This is a genomic window from Agrobacterium leguminum (assembly GCF_015704895.1).
Taxonomy (GTDB): domain Bacteria; phylum Pseudomonadota; class Alphaproteobacteria; order Rhizobiales; family Rhizobiaceae; genus Agrobacterium; species Agrobacterium leguminum.
Genome location: NZ_JADQWB010000011.1, coordinates 117,419 through 132,121, shown reverse-complemented (window position 1 = coordinate 132,121; position 14,703 = coordinate 117,419). Strand labels below are relative to the sequence as shown.

Annotated in this window: 18 protein-coding genes; 13 read left to right on the top strand and 5 right to left on the bottom strand. The window is 60.0% G+C overall.

Annotated features, from left to right (window positions below; genetic code table 11):
* Nucleotides 1-19 precede the first annotated feature (19 nt).
* The 5 genes from I3J13_RS16990 to I3J13_RS16970 all read left to right on the top strand — a co-directional run bounded on the left by I3J13_RS16990 (nt 20) and on the right by I3J13_RS16970 (nt 3,868).
* Nucleotides 20-544: an invasion associated locus B family protein gene (locus I3J13_RS16990; RefSeq protein ID WP_003521101.1), complete on the top strand. Its 525-nt coding sequence runs from the start codon at nt 20-22 to the stop codon at nt 542-544.
* Nucleotides 545-626: 82 nt separating this feature from the next.
* Nucleotides 627-2,042 carry a metalloprotease TldD gene (gene tldD / locus I3J13_RS16985; protein WP_127756251.1) on the top strand — a complete coding sequence of 472 codons (1,416 nt, stop codon included), beginning with the start codon at nt 627-629 and terminating at the stop codon, nt 2,040-2,042.
* Between the two features lie 203 nt (nt 2,043-2,245).
* Nucleotides 2,246-2,683, top strand: a complete 438-nt coding sequence (locus I3J13_RS16980; RefSeq protein WP_003521098.1) for a bleomycin resistance protein — start codon at nt 2,246-2,248, stop codon at nt 2,681-2,683.
* 3 nt (nt 2,684-2,686) lie between these two features.
* Nucleotides 2,687-3,352, top strand: a complete 666-nt coding sequence (locus tag I3J13_RS16975; RefSeq protein WP_196379531.1) for an HAD family hydrolase — start codon at nt 2,687-2,689, stop codon at nt 3,350-3,352.
* 138 nt (nt 3,353-3,490) lie between these two features.
* Nucleotides 3,491-3,868, top strand: coding sequence for a hypothetical protein (locus I3J13_RS16970; protein ID WP_196379530.1), 378 nt, complete (start codon nt 3,491-3,493; stop codon nt 3,866-3,868).
* Between the two features lie 54 nt (nt 3,869-3,922).
* Here the strand turns inward: I3J13_RS16970 and I3J13_RS16965 are convergent, their stop codons facing one another.
* Nucleotides 3,923-4,228: a pyrophosphohydrolase domain-containing protein gene (locus I3J13_RS16965; RefSeq protein WP_003521095.1), complete on the bottom strand. Its 306-nt coding sequence runs from the start codon at nt 4,226-4,228 to the stop codon at nt 3,923-3,925.
* 154 nt (nt 4,229-4,382) lie between these two features.
* Here I3J13_RS16965 and I3J13_RS16960 point away from each other — a divergent pair, with 154 nt between their 5' ends.
* Nucleotides 4,383-5,162 carry a sulfite exporter TauE/SafE family protein gene (locus I3J13_RS16960; protein WP_196379529.1) on the top strand — a complete coding sequence of 260 codons (780 nt, stop codon included), beginning with the start codon at nt 4,383-4,385 and terminating at the stop codon, nt 5,160-5,162.
* Between the two features lie 192 nt (nt 5,163-5,354).
* Here I3J13_RS16960 and I3J13_RS16955 read toward each other — a convergent pair whose 3' ends face one another.
* Entirely contained in the window at nt 5,355-5,729 is a 375-nt protein-coding gene (locus tag I3J13_RS16955; protein WP_137452272.1) for a hypothetical protein, read from the bottom strand.
* 135 nt (nt 5,730-5,864) lie between these two features.
* Nucleotides 5,865-6,485 carry a pyridoxamine 5'-phosphate oxidase gene (pdxH, locus tag I3J13_RS16950; protein ID WP_003521093.1) on the bottom strand — a complete coding sequence of 207 codons (621 nt, stop codon included), beginning with the start codon at nt 6,483-6,485 and terminating at the stop codon, nt 5,865-5,867.
* 56 nt (nt 6,486-6,541) lie between these two features.
* Between pdxH and I3J13_RS16945 the strand changes: the two genes are divergently transcribed.
* The 4 genes from I3J13_RS16945 (at nt 6,542) to I3J13_RS16930 (ending at nt 9,892) form a co-directional block, all read left to right on the top strand.
* Nucleotides 6,542-6,991 (top strand): RT0821/Lpp0805 family surface protein, encoded by a 450-nt coding sequence (locus I3J13_RS16945; protein WP_059760835.1) that lies wholly within the window; start codon nt 6,542-6,544, stop codon nt 6,989-6,991.
* A gap of 211 nt (nt 6,992-7,202) precedes the next feature.
* Nucleotides 7,203-8,318 carry a DnaJ C-terminal domain-containing protein gene (locus I3J13_RS16940; protein ID WP_196379528.1) on the top strand — a complete coding sequence of 372 codons (1,116 nt, stop codon included), beginning with the start codon at nt 7,203-7,205 and terminating at the stop codon, nt 8,316-8,318.
* Between the two features lie 131 nt (nt 8,319-8,449).
* The gene (gene fabI, locus I3J13_RS16935; protein ID WP_003521090.1) at nt 8,450-9,268 is read left to right on the top strand and encodes an enoyl-ACP reductase FabI; all 819 of its coding nucleotides are present in this window, start codon (nt 8,450-8,452) and stop codon (nt 9,266-9,268) included.
* Nucleotides 9,269-9,298: 30 nt separating this feature from the next.
* Nucleotides 9,299-9,892, top strand: coding sequence for a histidine phosphatase family protein (locus I3J13_RS16930; RefSeq protein ID WP_196379527.1), 594 nt, complete (start codon nt 9,299-9,301; stop codon nt 9,890-9,892).
* A 258-nt stretch (nt 9,893-10,150) separates the two neighbouring features.
* Here I3J13_RS16930 and I3J13_RS16925 read toward each other — a convergent pair whose 3' ends face one another.
* Entirely contained in the window at nt 10,151-10,411 is a 261-nt protein-coding gene (locus I3J13_RS16925; protein ID WP_196379526.1) for a DUF1344 domain-containing protein, read from the bottom strand.
* A gap of 83 nt (nt 10,412-10,494) precedes the next feature.
* On the opposite strand from I3J13_RS16925, the gene I3J13_RS16920 reads away from it, so the two are divergent.
* The 3 genes from I3J13_RS16920 (at nt 10,495) to ribB (ending at nt 13,149) form a co-directional block, all read left to right on the top strand.
* A complete protein-coding gene (locus I3J13_RS16920) occupies nt 10,495-10,818 on the top strand; it encodes a hypothetical protein (RefSeq protein ID WP_196379525.1) in 324 nt (107 codons plus the stop codon).
* A 42-nt stretch (nt 10,819-10,860) separates the two neighbouring features.
* Nucleotides 10,861-11,955, top strand: a complete 1,095-nt coding sequence (aroC, locus tag I3J13_RS16915; RefSeq protein WP_035263544.1) for a chorismate synthase — start codon at nt 10,861-10,863, stop codon at nt 11,953-11,955.
* A 93-nt stretch (nt 11,956-12,048) separates the two neighbouring features.
* Entirely contained in the window at nt 12,049-13,149 is a 1,101-nt protein-coding gene (ribB, locus tag I3J13_RS16910; protein ID WP_003521085.1) for a 3,4-dihydroxy-2-butanone-4-phosphate synthase, read from the top strand.
* A 263-nt stretch (nt 13,150-13,412) separates the two neighbouring features.
* Here ribB and I3J13_RS16905 read toward each other — a convergent pair whose 3' ends face one another.
* Complete coding sequence (locus I3J13_RS16905; protein ID WP_196379552.1) at nt 13,413-14,609, bottom strand: winged helix-turn-helix domain-containing protein; 1,197 nt, start codon at nt 14,607-14,609, stop codon at nt 13,413-13,415.
* Nucleotides 14,610-14,703 lie beyond the last annotated feature (94 nt).

Genomic DNA, 14,703 nt, shown 5'->3' with positions numbered 1-14,703 from the left:
TCGAATCCCAGAGGTATCCATGCGTCTTTCCCCGCTCGCGCGCACTTTTCTTGCCGCCGCCGGTCTTGCCATCATCGCTCCCGCCGCTGCGGCGCTGGCGCAACAGCAGCCGCCCGGCACGCCGAAGTCGACGCACGGAGCCTGGTCTGTCATCTGCGACAAGCCGGCGGGCGCGTCCGAAGAACAATGCGCGCTGATGCAGAACGTGATCGCCGATGACCGCCCGGAAGTTGGGCTTTCGGTGGTGGTGCTGAAGACGGCCGACCGCAAGTCGCGCATCCTGCGCATCCTCGCGCCGCTCGGCGTGCTTTTGAAGGATGGCATGGAGCTTTATATCGACAATAATAATATCGGCCGCGCCTATTTCACCCGCTGCTTCTCCGAAGGCTGCTATGTGGAAGTGGATATCGACGACGAGCTGCTGAAGGTTCTGCGCGCCGGCAAGAATGCGGTTTTCGCGCTACGCGAAGCCGTGGATCAGGATCGCGTCGGTATTCCGATCGAGCTTTCCGGCTTTGCCGAGGGCTACGACGCGCTTCCTTAAAGCCTGCCATTGCCGGACAGCCTTGCGTCCGTCCGCTCCAGTGCCTAAATCGGTCATTGAACGATAATGACTGGAGCCTCCCATGACCGACGATCTTGTAAAACTCTTCGATTGCGACGAAACGCAATTGCGCAAGCTCGTCGGCGAGGCGCTTGCCGGCGCTGACGATGGCGAGCTTTTCATCGAACATGCCCAGGCCGAATCGCTGACTTTCGATAATGGCCGGCTGAAGGGCGGTTCCTTCAACACCGACCAGGGTTTCGGCCTGCGCGCCGTCGCCGGCGAAACGGTGGGCTACGCCCATGCGGGCGAGCTGTCGCAGGGCGCGCTGAAACGTGCTTCGGATGCAGTCGGTGCGGTGACCAAGGGTTATTCCGGCTCCTATGCCGCCGCACCGCAGCGCACCAACAAGAAGCTCTATGGCGACGAGAACCCGATCGGCAGTCCGAGCTTCGAGGAAAAGGTGAAGCTCCTCACCGATATCGACGCCTATCTGCGTGACAAGGACGACAAGGTCCGGCAGGTGACGGCGACCATTTCCGCAAGCTGGCAGGTGGTGGACATCCTGCGGGCCGACGGCCATCGCGTCAGCGATATCCGGCCGATGACCCGCATCAATGTTTCCGTCGTGGCGGGCGAAGGCGACCGGCAGGAAAGCGGCTCCTATGGCATTGGCGGCCGCGTCGGCTTCAGCGATTTCATCACCACGGAAAACTGGCAGCGCGGTGCGGATGAAGCGCTGCGCCAGGCGCTCGTCAACCTCACCGCCATCGACGCGCCGGCCGGCACCATGGATGTGGTGCTCGGCTCCGGCTGGCCGGGCGTCATGCTGCACGAGGCGGTGGGCCACGGTCTGGAAGGCGATTTCAACCGCAAGAAAACCTCGGCCTTCGCCGGCCTGATGGGCGAAATGGTAGCCGCCCCCGGCGTGACCGTGGTGGATGACGGCACCATCGACAGCCGCCGCGGTTCGCTGACGATCGACGATGAAGGTACGCCTTCCGGCTATAATGTGCTGATCGAGAACGGCAGGCTGGTCGGTTACATGCAGGACCGGCAGAACGCCCGGCTGATGGGCGCCAAGCCCACCGGCAACGGCCGCCGGCAGGGCTACGCCTATGTGCCGATGCCGCGCATGACCAATACCTATATGCTATCAGGCGACAAGACGCCGGAAGAGATCATCGCCTCCGTGAAGAAGGGCATCTATGCCGTTTCCTTCGGCGGCGGCCAGGTGGATATCACCTCCGGCAAATTCGTGTTCGGCTGCACCGAGGCTTACCTCATCGAGAACGGCAGGATCGGCGCGCCGGTAAAGGGCGCGATGCTGATCGGCAACGGGCCGGATGCGATGAAGCGCGTCTCGATGATCGGCAACGATTCCAAGCTCGATACCGGCATCGGCAATTGCGGCAAGGCCGGACAATGGGTGCCGGTCGGCGTCGGCCAGCCGCATCTGCGCATGGACCAGATCACCGTCGGCGGTACGAAGGCTTAGTTCCGCCGCACATGGCGCGGTCGCGGGAGATGTCGAACCTGCTGCGACAGTCCTCACCCGCAACGTCGCCATCCTGTCAGCCCATAACCCCGCACATGGCTGCCATGATGAGGTTTCCTCTGGCATGCGGCCGGGAAGACGGTAAGATCACCCCTTATGGCAGGCCCCTCCTCCCACCCCGGGCCTGCGCGGCAAAGGAGACCATGACCATCATACGAAATGCCCTCGTTCCTGAACTTGCCGTCAGCGACTGGCAGAAAAGCCGCGCCTTTTATTGCGACCTGATCGGTTTTCATGTGGTCTATGAGCGCCCCGAGGAGGGTTTCACCTATCTGGCGCTGGGGGATGCCCAGCTGATGATCGACCAGATCGGCGCGACCCGGACATTCGTGACGGACAATGCCGCGCTCGAATTTCCGCTCGGCCGCGGCATGAACCTGCAACTCGCCGTTCCCTCCCTGCAACCGATTCTCTCCCGGCTGGAGCGATCCTCCATCGACCTCGTCATGCCGCTGGAGGAAAAATGGTACAGGCGCGGCACGGTCGAAGTGGGCAACCGGCAATTCATCGTCGCCGATCCGGACGGTTATCTGATCCGCCCGTTCGAGAGCCTCGGCGAACGCCCCTTCCGGTTCGGTTAAGCCATGCTGCCTTTTCTTCCGCAGGCCGTGGTTTTCGACATGGACGGATTGCTGATCGAGAGCGAGAGGCTCTATCGCGATTCATTTCTGGCTGCCTCGGATGAAGGCGGCCACGGAATGAAGGTCGAAACCTATCAGAAGGTCTGCGGCAGCCCGTGGGACGTCATCACCGGCACCATCTTTGCCGATTATGGTGCGGATTTTCCCATCGACAGCTTCCGCGACGCCTGGCTCCGGCATCTTGGCGTGATGATGGCGGAAGGCGTGGCGCTGAAGCCGGGCGTCATCGACATTCTCGATCTGCTCGACCGGCTCGATATCCGCCGCGCCATCGCCACCTCGTCGCGGCACGATTCGGTGACGCGCCATCTCGGCCCCCACGATCTTCTCAGACGTTTCGACACCATCGTCGCCCGCGGCGACTATACCGAGCCGAAACCCGCACCCATGCCCTATCTCACCGCAGCCCGACGGCTTTCCCTCGATCCGGGCCGCTGCCTTGCGCTGGAGGATTCCTATTCAGGCGTGCGCTCCGCGACATCGGCGGGCATGATGACGATCATGGTGCCGGACGTGGCGCCGCCGACCGAGGAAATGCGGGAGAAGTGCATTGCCGTTGCAAGCGACCTGCATGCGGTGGCCGGCCTTCTGCAAAAGGCGCAGGCCTGAGTGAGATGAAAATCGGGCTAAAAGCGCGGAGAGGCGTCACATATCCTTAGCCATTCGGCTTCATGATGAGGCTCATCTCGGCTGCAGCACCGAGATTGGCCGAGCGCCTTTGTCGGCGCATCCATAAGCGGGGTGATCATGCCGCCAGTTGCCGTGTCGCTCGTAACGCTGATACTGCTGGCCCTGTCCCTATTCCAGATTGCGCTTGCAGCCGGCGCACCTTTCGGACGTCTTGCCTGGGGCGGTGCGCACCGGGTGTTGCCGGTCCGGCGAAGAATTGCCAGCGCGTCGGCTCCGCTTATTTATGCCTTTTTTGCATCCTTTCCGCTGCAAAAGGCAGGTTATGCTCACATCTGGCCATCCGGCTGGATCGAACCCGGCATCTGGATCATCGCCTGTTATCTGGCAGTGAGCGCTGGATTGAACGCAATGTCGAAAAGCCGCCCGGAGCGGCTGGTGATGACGCCCGTGGCTGCCGTTCTTGCGATCCTGTTCTTTATCGTCGCGTTCTCCTAGCCGCATCGCCAGAGGCGCTATACCGCAAGGATCAAGCTGCCGTTCCGCGCATCGTCAGGCTCCCGGCTTGAAACGCCACTTTCGTTCGATAGCGCCTTCGATATCGAGACCGTTATAATGGGCCAGCAACAGCACATGGCCGAGCAGATCGGCGGTTTCGTCGGCCAGATCCCGCTTCATCTCCTCTTTGCTCCTGCCCTTAATGCGCCCCCGTCCTGTCAGCCGATTCCAGGCCTGTGTGACCTCGCCAACCTCTTCCTGAAGCTTCAGCATGTACCAGTCCGGATCGCGGAATATTCCGTTTTCAGCGGCATATTTTTGCGAGGCCTCTTCAAACCGAGGCATCATGTCAGCAAACATTTGTTCATCCTTTGTTCATGCGCTACAACTCTAATCATGATTCTCTGACGGCGTCGACCCGTCAGGGCGTCACGCAGCCATGAACTGAAATTTCCGCGACATGTACAAGCAAGCGGGATAGAGAAAAGATATTCGAACAACCGTGCCATCGCCCATGTCCCACCTCGATTTTTTCTCGTCCCTCATCACCGCACATAGTCCGACGCTGCTCGCCATGTTTGCGGGCGCTGCCTTTCTCGCCGGCCTTGCCCGCGGCTTTTCCGGTTTCGGTGCGGCGCTCATCTTCATCCCGCTCGCAAGCGCCATCGTGGGGCCGCGTGTCGCCTCGGCAGTGCTGCTGGTGGTGGACGCCGTGCTGACGCTCGGCATGATACCGCCCGCATGGCGCATGGCGGATCGGCGTGAAGTCTTCATCATGGCGGCCGGTGCCTTTGTCGGCGTGCCGCTTGGAACCATGCTGCTTTCCAACGGCGATCCGCTGACGCTGCGCTGGATCATCTCCGCCGTGGTCGTGATGCTGCTGTTGTTTCTGCTTTCCGGCTGGCGTTACAGCGGTCGACCGAAGACGCCGCTGACCCTCTTTACCGGGTTTCTGGCCGGGCTGTTTTCGGGGGCTGCGCAACTGGGCGGTCCGCCGGTCGTCGCCTATTGGCTCGGCGGCGCCCTCAAAGGCGCCTTCGTGCGCGCCAATGTCATCTTATATTTCGCGATCTCGACCGTGATCTCCACCAGCAGCTATTTTGTCAGCGGCCTGTTCACCGCCGATGTCTTCGTCTTTTTCCTGCTCGCCCTGCCCTTTTACGGGGCCGGGCTTTATGCCGGCGCGCGACTGCACGGGCTTGCCGACGAGGCGGCGTTCCGGCGCATCTGCTATGGGCTGATCGCCATCTCCGCCGCCATCGGCCTGCCGCTGTTCGATTCGCTGCTGAAATAGGCAGGCCGTAAATGGCCTGCCTTGATGATCTTCAAAGCCGTACACGAGAAAACTTCAATGGTAGCAATACTTTACGAGACGTCTGTTAATGAGGCGGATATGAGGGGTCATAATCCAGGTTTCGGCCGAAGTGATGGATTTTTCTATAATTCTCATCTTAGACAAAAATAATCTCATAGGGTGATTGATTATTTATTCAATACTACCCTCGTTCACGGAATACTGAGCTATCCACCCTTCGTCACTGTAAAGCTCACCCGTGAGACCGTCACTAACTGCGGCTAAATCCACCGGTGGAACTCCTCCCTCCAAAAAAAGCGGAAACGTAGAATCACCTTGCCTCTCAATCAGCCAAAGGAAATTGTGAATCGCTGCGTCAATTTGAGTCAAAACAATACTTTTAATAACCTCTTTCTGATCTTCGTTAAACGGAGTGGTGAGAGCATGTATCTTCTTTCCCGTAATAGATTTTATCGTGCCTGACGCCATTCGGTCATATGACGATATTGTTAGGTCTCGAACCTCTTTCATTAGAATTCGCCCAAAAACATCCAAGTCCCGCGTCATTATTTGCCCTCTTAGAGCTCGAATTAGAAGAAGTTGAGCGATAACAGTCGGTTGCGTTTTCCTATTGTAGCTAAAATCAAATGAAGTTTCCGACAACCTGAACTGCTATCGCTCAGCTTCTTTTAAATCAGGCCCTTACGGATACATGCGGACCTTGGACCATGCACCGTCAGGCGTCTCGCGGCGGAATTCTATGCGGTCATGCAGGCGGAACTTGCGGTCGTGCCAGAATTCGATGCTGAGCGGCCGGATGCGGAAACCCGACCAGTAGGACGGACGCGGAATATCGCCGATGGCATATCTGGCGGTATATTCGGCCACCGCCTTTTCCAGCGCGAAACGGCCTTCGAGAGGACGTGACTGCTTGGAAGCCCAGGCGCCGATGCGGCTGCCGCGCGGGCGCGAGGCGTAATAGATATCCGCCTCCTCGTCGCTGACGATCTCCACCTCGCCGCGCAGGCGCACCTGTCGCCGCAGGCTTTTCCAGTGGAAACACATGGCCGCTTTTTTCTGGCCGAGGATCTCCTGACCCTTCTGGCTTTCGAAATTCGTGTAGAAAACAAAGCCGCGGTCGTCGACGCCTTTCAGCAGCACCATGCGCACATTCGGCAGGCCATTTTCGTCCACGGTAGCAAGCGCTACCGCGTTCGGATCGTTGATTTCGGAAGCCGTTGCATCTTTCAGCCATTCGGCAAAAAGCGTGAACGGTTCATTTTCTTCCGTGAAGTCACTGGATGTTAACCCCGTTTCCGACATATTGACTAAAATGCTCCCGAGCTGATTTGGACCCCAGAGATGATCTCTGGCGAAAGATGGTGACCGTCATAGCAAAGTCGAACAGTCGAACAAAGAGCCTCCTTTCGTCGGTAGCGGAAGTTTCCGCCGTCGTGTCAATGCTTGTGGTGCTGAGCGGCTGCGTCAGCCTCGACCTGTTCGGCGGCGACAAGGTCGACCGCTCGCTTTCCACGGCCTCCATTCCCAACCAGCCGAACAATGCGCCGCAGACGGACGATGCGACGATCCGCAATGCGGTGACGTCGGCCGATCTCGCCAAGCTCGCCGACCAGCCGCTGCCCTGGGCCAATGCCGCCACCGGCAGCGCCGGCGTCGTCACCGCCATTCACGAAGACAAATCCAGCGGCTTCGTCTGCCGCGATTTCAGGACGACGCGCCACTCCTTCGAGGGCGTTGCGAGCTATTCGGGACAGGCCTGCCTGTCGGAAACCGGCGAATGGCTGCTGACCCGCTTCGAGCAGAAATAATCTGTTTACCCTTAAATATGGAATAGAGCCGGCCCCGGTGCGGCGCGCTTCCTCCGTAAAGGAGTGATTAGCAACTTATTGCAACAGTCGACGTTGATTAAACCGAGGGCGTGCAGGCGAATGATCGCGGGCATCCCTTTTCGGAGGGGTTAGTTTCAGGATTGCGCCATGAAGGGCGGCAGCGCCTGAGCCAACGTAACTGGTGTTTCGCATGCGCGATCCATATTCGATCCTCGGCGTAAAACGTGACGCCCGCCACGAGGAAATCAAGGCCGCCTGGCGCACGAAGGCGAAAACTGTCCATCCGGACGCCAATCGCGACGATCCCGACGCCTCGGCGCGATTCGCCGAGATCGGGCAGGCCTATGATCTTCTCAAAGACCCGAAAAAGCGCGATCTCTACGATCAGGCCCGCAGGGCGGCCGAAAAGAAACAGCGCGGCGAAACCATCATGCAGCAGCGGGAAGCCGCGCGCGAGGCTGCCGAGCGCGCCAAGGCCGCCGAAAAGCTGATGGAGGAACTGGCCCGTGCGGACGCCCGCAACCGGGCGCAGACCGGCCAGAAAACCGACGCCAAGGCAGAAACCGCCGAAGATATCGTCGAACGGATTTTTGGCGCGGAAGCACAGAACGATCCCAAGGTGCAGCAGGCGGCCGAAGCGGCAAAGGCTGCCGCGGGCGCCGCAAAAAGCGATATGCCGGGTGCCGGCGAGACCGCGCAGCCCGGCGCTGGCGATGACAGGACAGCGCCTGCATCGCTCGCCGCCAATCTCTTCAGCGCTCTCGTGCGCCGTTTCCGCACGCAGCAGCCGGCTCCCGAAAAAGCGCCGGACATCACTGCGGAAGCCACCGTCACGGTCGCCGATCTGCTGGAACACAAGTGGGTTACCGTGTCGCTTGCCGACGAACGCGAGGTTCGCTTCCAGCTCGAAGCCGGCATGACCGACGGACACGTGGTGCGACTGAAGGGACAGGGGCTGAAGCTTCCCAACATGGCGCGCGGCGACCTTGCCGTGACATTGCTGACCGCCCGTGAGGACGCCTTTTCCCTTCGTGGCTTCGATATTCACACGACGCTGCCGATATCGCTCAGCGACGCGGTTCTGGGGTGTGAAACGAAAGTCAGGACACCGCTCGGTGAGGAAAACATCACCATTCCGGCCTGGTCCGGCTCCGACCGTGTGCTGAGGCTTGCCGGCAAGGGCCTCGCCGACGGCAAGGGCGGACAGGGCGATCTCGTCATCGAATTGCGCATCGTTCTCTTGGAAAAGCCGGATGAAAAGGTGACCGACCTGATGCGGCACATGCGCGAAGGCCTTTATTTGTGAAAGTTTTGCGAATAGCCGGGACAACGCACCCTTTGTTACGCTCCCTAACAGTTGATGATCTTTGGCAATCTTGAACAGGATTGCAGCCTATGCCATAGGCAGGACCGATCAAAAGTACTAGGGAGCATAAAATGGCTCAGGCATCCGGCCTCATGGCTGGCAAACGCGGCCTCATCATGGGTGTCGCCAATAATCGTTCCATCGCTTGGGGCATCGCCAAGGCCTGTGCCGACGCGGGCGCGGAAGTTGCGCTGACCTGGCAGGGCGACGCGCTGAAGAAGCGTGTCGAGCCGCTGGCGCAGGAACTGGGCGCCTTCATGGCCGGTCACTGCGATGTGACCGATCTCGAGACGATCGATGCGGTTTTTGCCGGGCTGGAAAAGCACTGGGGCAAGATCGACTTCGTCGTGCACGCCATCGCCTTTTCCGACAAGGACGAGCTGACCGGCCGTTACCTCGATACCAGCCGCGATAATTTCAACCGCACCATGGACATTTCCGTCTTCTCGCTGGCCGCCGTTGCCAAGCGCGCCGAGCCGGTCATGAATGACGGCGGCTCGATCATCACGCTGACCTATTACGGCGCCGAAAAGGTCATGCCGAACTACAACGTCATGGGCGTGGCCAAGGCTGCTCTCGAGGCCAGCGTGCGTTATCTCGCTGTCGACCTCGGCAATCGCGGCATCCGCGTCAACGCCGTTTCCGCCGGCCCGATCAAGACGCTTGCAGCTTCCGGCATCGGCGACTTCCGCTATATTCTGAAGTGGAACGAATACAATGCGCCGCTGAAGCGCACCGTTTCCATCGAGGAAGTCGGCAAGTCGGCGCTTTACCTGCTGTCCGACCTTTCGACCGGCGTGACCGGCGAAATCCACCATGTCGATTCCGGTTACCACACCATCGGCATGAAGGCGGTGGATGCGCCTGACATTTCGGTGGTGAAGGACTAAGCCTGAAAAGTGTAAGAACGGGGTATCGCCTTGCTCGTCTATGTGATCCGGCACGGACAAACGGACTGGAATGCGATACGCCGGCTTCAGGGCCAGAAAGACATTCCGCTCAACGATTTCGGCCGCCAGCAGGCGGTCGGTAACGGCAAACTCCTCGCGCATCTGCTGGGAGAACAGGCCACGGATTTCGACTATGTGGCGAGCCCGCTCGGGCGCACGCGCGAGACCATGGAACTGATGCGCGGCGCGATGGGCCTCGATCCCAAGGCCTATCGTACCGACGATCGCCTGATCGAAGTTTCCTTCGGCGACTGGGAAGGGCAAACCCTGCCGGAGCTGAAAAAAGAGTTCCCGGACCGGGTGAAGGCGCGCAAGGCCAACAAGTGGGATTTCATCCCCCCCGGCCAGGACGCCGAAAGCTATGAAATCCTCTCCTGGCGCATCGGCGCATGGCTTTCCTCCGTCGAGGTTCCGACGATATGCGTCTGCCACGGCGGCGTCATCCGCTCGATCTTCCGGCTGGTCTCCGGCATGGACAAGGACGAAGCGTCAAGGACGCAAATTCCGCAGGACCGGATTTTGAAAGTCGAAATCGACAGGAATAGTGCGGACTGGGTTTCGTGAGGGATCACGGAGAGCAATTCTCCGCGTCGTCCTCCTAGAGATACTTGTATATTAGCGGAGCGGACGCCGCGTATTTCTTCTCCCCGCCGGGGAGAAGGTGGCCCGAAGGGTCGGATGAGGGGGTAACGTTGCCGTAACTCACGACCCTTGCCCCCTCATCCCGCTGCCGCGACCTTCTCCCCGGCGGGGAGAAGAAACGGATGCAAACGCTCGTTTCACAACGGAGGTTTGGCATAAGGGCTGAGTAAGGGCTGGTGCTTACTGCACGACCTGAAGATCGTCGACCACGCGTTTCCCATCCACTTCCGTGTAGAAAACCACGACCTTCACGCCCGCTTTCAGGCCTTCGAAATTGAACTCTTCCGGCACGCGATAGGTCTTGCCGTCGTTGAGCGTAATGCTCAGCCCATTCGCATCGATCTTGCTGATCGTGCCTTCCACGTCGACGCTCTGGGCGTAGCCGTTGATGGGCATCAGGAGGTTGGCGGCGGCCAGAAGGGCGGCAATCATCATACGCATCGATCTAGCTTTCGTGGATTTGCGTGAAAACCTTACATGCATGAAGAATTGCCTTTCGAATGTGGCGGAAATTGCCCGCAACCATGACATTTTCGGCCCAATTGATGAACGGATTTGGGATCGTGTTCAAGCCGTTAGTGATTTTTACACCGCATTTCCCGGCAATATTGGAAAACTCCGGATTAACGTGGAAAACGACGGCGCTTTTACATTTTCGTCATTTCGAAAAACGTCTCCGGCGGGCGCGAATCGCCCCGTTGCTCTCATCCCTGTGCTCCCCCAGGAATGACGGCACGGACATGCGTGTCTCCAGTCAGGACGCCGTGTCCCGCACTTATACCGCCGCGGCGAAAGAAAGGCTTTTGCCTTGCCCGGATTTTCCACTAAGACAAATCCGCTTGTTTTAAACGGCGCTCACCGCAGGCGCCCTGTTTTCCGGTTTTGAAAATATGTCGCATAACAGTTTCGGTCATCTTTTCCGCGTTACCACCTGGGGAGAAAGCCACGGGCCTGCACTTGGCTGCGTGGTGGATGGCTGCCCGCCCGGCATTCGCTTCACCCTTGCCGAGGTGCAGCACTGGATGGACAAACGCAAACCGGGCCAAAGCCGTTTCGTGACCCAGCGCCGCGAGGACGACATCGTCAAGGTTCTCTCCGGCGTGATGCTGGATGAGGACGGCGAGACGATGATAACCACCGGCACGCCAATCTCCATGCTGATCGAAAATACCGACCAGCGCTCCAAGGACTACGGCGAGATCGCCAAGCGTTTCCGACCCGGCCATGCGGATTTCACCTATGACCTGAAATACGGTATTCGCGACTATCGCGGCGGCGGACGTTCTTCCGCGCGTGAGACAGCGGCACGTGTCGCCGCCGGTGCGATTGCCCGCAAGGTGGTGCCGAGCCTCAACGTGCGCGGCGCGCTGGTGCAGATCGGCAAGCACAAAATCAACCGCGACAACTGGGATTGGGATCAGGTCGACCAGAACCCGTTCTTCTGCCCGGATGCCGCCATGGTGCCGGTGTGGGAAGAGTATCTCGACGGCATCCGCAAGGCCGGCTCCTCCATCGGGGCCGTCGTCGAAGTGGTGGCGGAAGGCGTTCCGGCCGGCATCGGTGCGCCGATCTATGCCAAGCTCGATCAGGATATCGCCTCCAGCCTGATGTCGATCAACGCCGTCAAGGGCGTGGAGATCGGCGAAGGTTTCGCCTCGGCCGAGCTTTCCGGCGAGGAAAATGCCGATGAGATGCGCATGGGCAATGACGGCAAGCCGATCTTCCTCTCCAACCATGCCGGCGGCATTCTGGGCGGCATCGCGACCGGCGAGCCTGTCATCGCCCGCTTCGCCATCAAGCCCACTTCCTCCATTCTGACGGAGCGTCTTTCCATCGATACCGACGGCAACAATGTGGATGTGCGCACCAAGGGCCGCCATGACCCCTGCGTCGGCATCCGCGCCGTGCCCATCGGCGAAGCGATGATCGCCTGCACCGTTGCCGACCATTATCTGAGGGATCGCGGCCAGACCGGCCGCCGGTAGAGGACCGAAAAGTGCGAAGCGGTTTTCGGAAAATCCGATACCGAAACAAAAACGGAGAGCAACGTGCCGTTGCTCTCAAATAAGGGGATCGCCATGGCCTATGACCAGAAACGCGTCGTGGACGCCATCCGCGCTTTCGAAGCCGGTGAAATCGTTGTCGTGACCGATGATGACGACCGTGAGAACGAAGGCGATCTGATCATTTCGGCGGTTCACTGCACGCCCGAGAAAATGGCGCTGATCGTGCGCCACACCTCCGGTATCGTCTGTGCGCCCATGCCGCGCGAGGAAGCCAAGCGGCTGAACCTCAACGCCATGGTGGCGGAAAATGACAGCGCGCATACCACGGCCTTCACCGTCAGCGTCGATTTCAAGCACGGCACCACGACCGGCATTTCCGCCGATGACCGAACGCTCACGGTGCGCAACCTTGCCAATCCCAATGTTGGCGCTTCCGATTTCACCCGGCCGGGCCACATCTTCCCGCTGATTTCCCGCGAGGGCGGCGTCTTGATGCGCTCCGGCCATACCGAAGCGGCGGTCGATCTCTGCCGGCTCGCCGGCCTGCCGCCCATCGGCGTCATCAGCGAGCTGGTGAATGACGACGGCACGGTGATGCGCGGACCGCAGGTGCTGGATTTCGCCGAAAAACACGGCATGAAGCACGTTTCGGTCGCCGATCTCATCGCCTATCGCCAGCGCAAGGAAACGCTGGTGGAGATGGAGTCCTCCTTCACCATCGAGACGCCCTTCGGACCCGCCAAGGCGCAGACCTATTCCCTGCCCTGGGATCCGATGCAGCATATGGCGGTGATTTTCGGCGATATCCGCGACGGCATCGACATTCCCGTGCGCCTGCACCCCGAAAACGTGGCCGACGATGTGTTCGGCGACCGCCAGCCGGTGCGGCATTATATGCAGAAGATCGCCGAAGAAGGCCGCGGCGTCATCGTCTATCTGCGCGAAGGCTCGGTCGGCGTCGGCCAGGTGGCCGGACGACGCAAGGCCCGTGATCCGGATGAGGCGCATGCGCAGGCCCGTTCGCGCGAAAACGAATGGCTGGAAATCGGCCTCGGCGCGCAGATTTTGAAGGACCTCGGCATCAGCTCCATCAAGCTGATGACCACGCGGGAGCGGCATTATGTCGGCCTTGAAGGGTTCGGCATCAAGATTTCGGCGACGGATATCGGGTGATTTTGAGCGCTGTCTAGCTTCACCGCGCAATTGTGAGGCGAGCGGGTTCCGCTCGTTTCTTCTCCCCGACGGGGAGAAGTCCGCGGCAGCGGGATGAGGGGGCAAGCTCTCCGCATATCTCTGCCGTTGCCCCCTCATCCGACCCTTCGGGCCACCTTCTCCCCGGCGGGGAGAAGAAACAAGCGGCAATGCCGTGCTTCCTCAAGGACGATAACAACGGGGTGTGGGATGCGCCTTTCTCATGACACCCAGAGCCACGGACCTCATTTTTCCTCCCGCCAGCCCTCCAGATAATTCACGCTCTCCACCCCGGTAAACTTCGCCAGCCTCACCAGTTCCGCGTCGAGCTTCTCCAGCCGACCGGCCGAAGCACGCACGCTCGGCTCCAGCCACAGGCGGCGTACATCCAGCGTGCCGCGCTTGCGATCCGCCTTCATGTCGATGCGGCCGATCAGCCTGTCACCCTCCAGAAGGGGGAAGACGTAATAGCCATATTGCCGTTTCGGCTCCGGCACGAAGACCTCGATGCGGTAATAGAAGCCGAACAGCCGCTCCGTGCGGTTTCGGTCGCGCAGCAGCGGGTCGAAGGGGCTGAGGACGCGGACGCGGGCGGAAGGTTCCGGCACGTCTGTCAGGTCAGCGGTGAAATCTGCAAAGGCAAAAGACGCGCGGGCATTGTCCCCGTCGCTGGAAAGAAGCGAGACCTCGCAGAGTTCATCGCGATGGTTTTTGACCCAGTCCCTCGCCTCCTGCGGGGTGACGAGATCGAAAAAGGCGGCGATTTCGCCATGGGTGGCGAAACCCAGCCGCTTTAGCGCCTGACGGCAGGCCCAGTCAACGAATTCGGCGTTCTCCACCTCGGTTTCGTGATGCTCGCCGGGAATGACCCGTTCGGCGAGATCATAGACCTTCTGGAAATTCACCCGGCCGGCAATCGCGAGCTTGCCGGTGTGCCAGAGATATTCAAGTGCCGTCTTGGAGGGATGCCAGTTCCACCAGCCGCCGGACTGGTGCCCCTCCTCCTTCAGCTCCCGTGCCAGAACCGGGCCGGTGGCGGCGATGCGCTCCAGCGTTTCGCCGAAAGCAGCATCGAAACCCTCGCCGTGCCATTTGCGCCAGCGCTCCTGAATGATCGGCTCGCGGCGGCGGAAACGATGTTTCCAATAGGGATAAAATTCCGTCGGCAGGATGGAGGCGTCATGCGTCCAGTGCTCGAAAAGCGCCCGGTCCTTTTCCAAAAGCGTGGTCAGATGGCCGCGCCTGTAGGTCTGGTTGCGGGAGAAAATAATCTGGTGGTGGGCGCGCTCCACCGTGCCGATGCTGTCCACCTGCACAAAACCGATATCGGTGATGAGCTGCAACAGGCCATCCTTGGAAAGCGCCTTGCCGGGCGGAGAGGAAAGCCCCTGCCGCGCCAGAAAAATTCGTCTTGCCGCTTCGTTTGAAACCTTGATCACCATGGAGCAGAAGGTATGACGGCTTTTTCGCGATTGCAATGTTCTTTTTTTGTTCCTTGTTTCACTTCTGCTGATGACGGGGTATAGAACCGGAAAA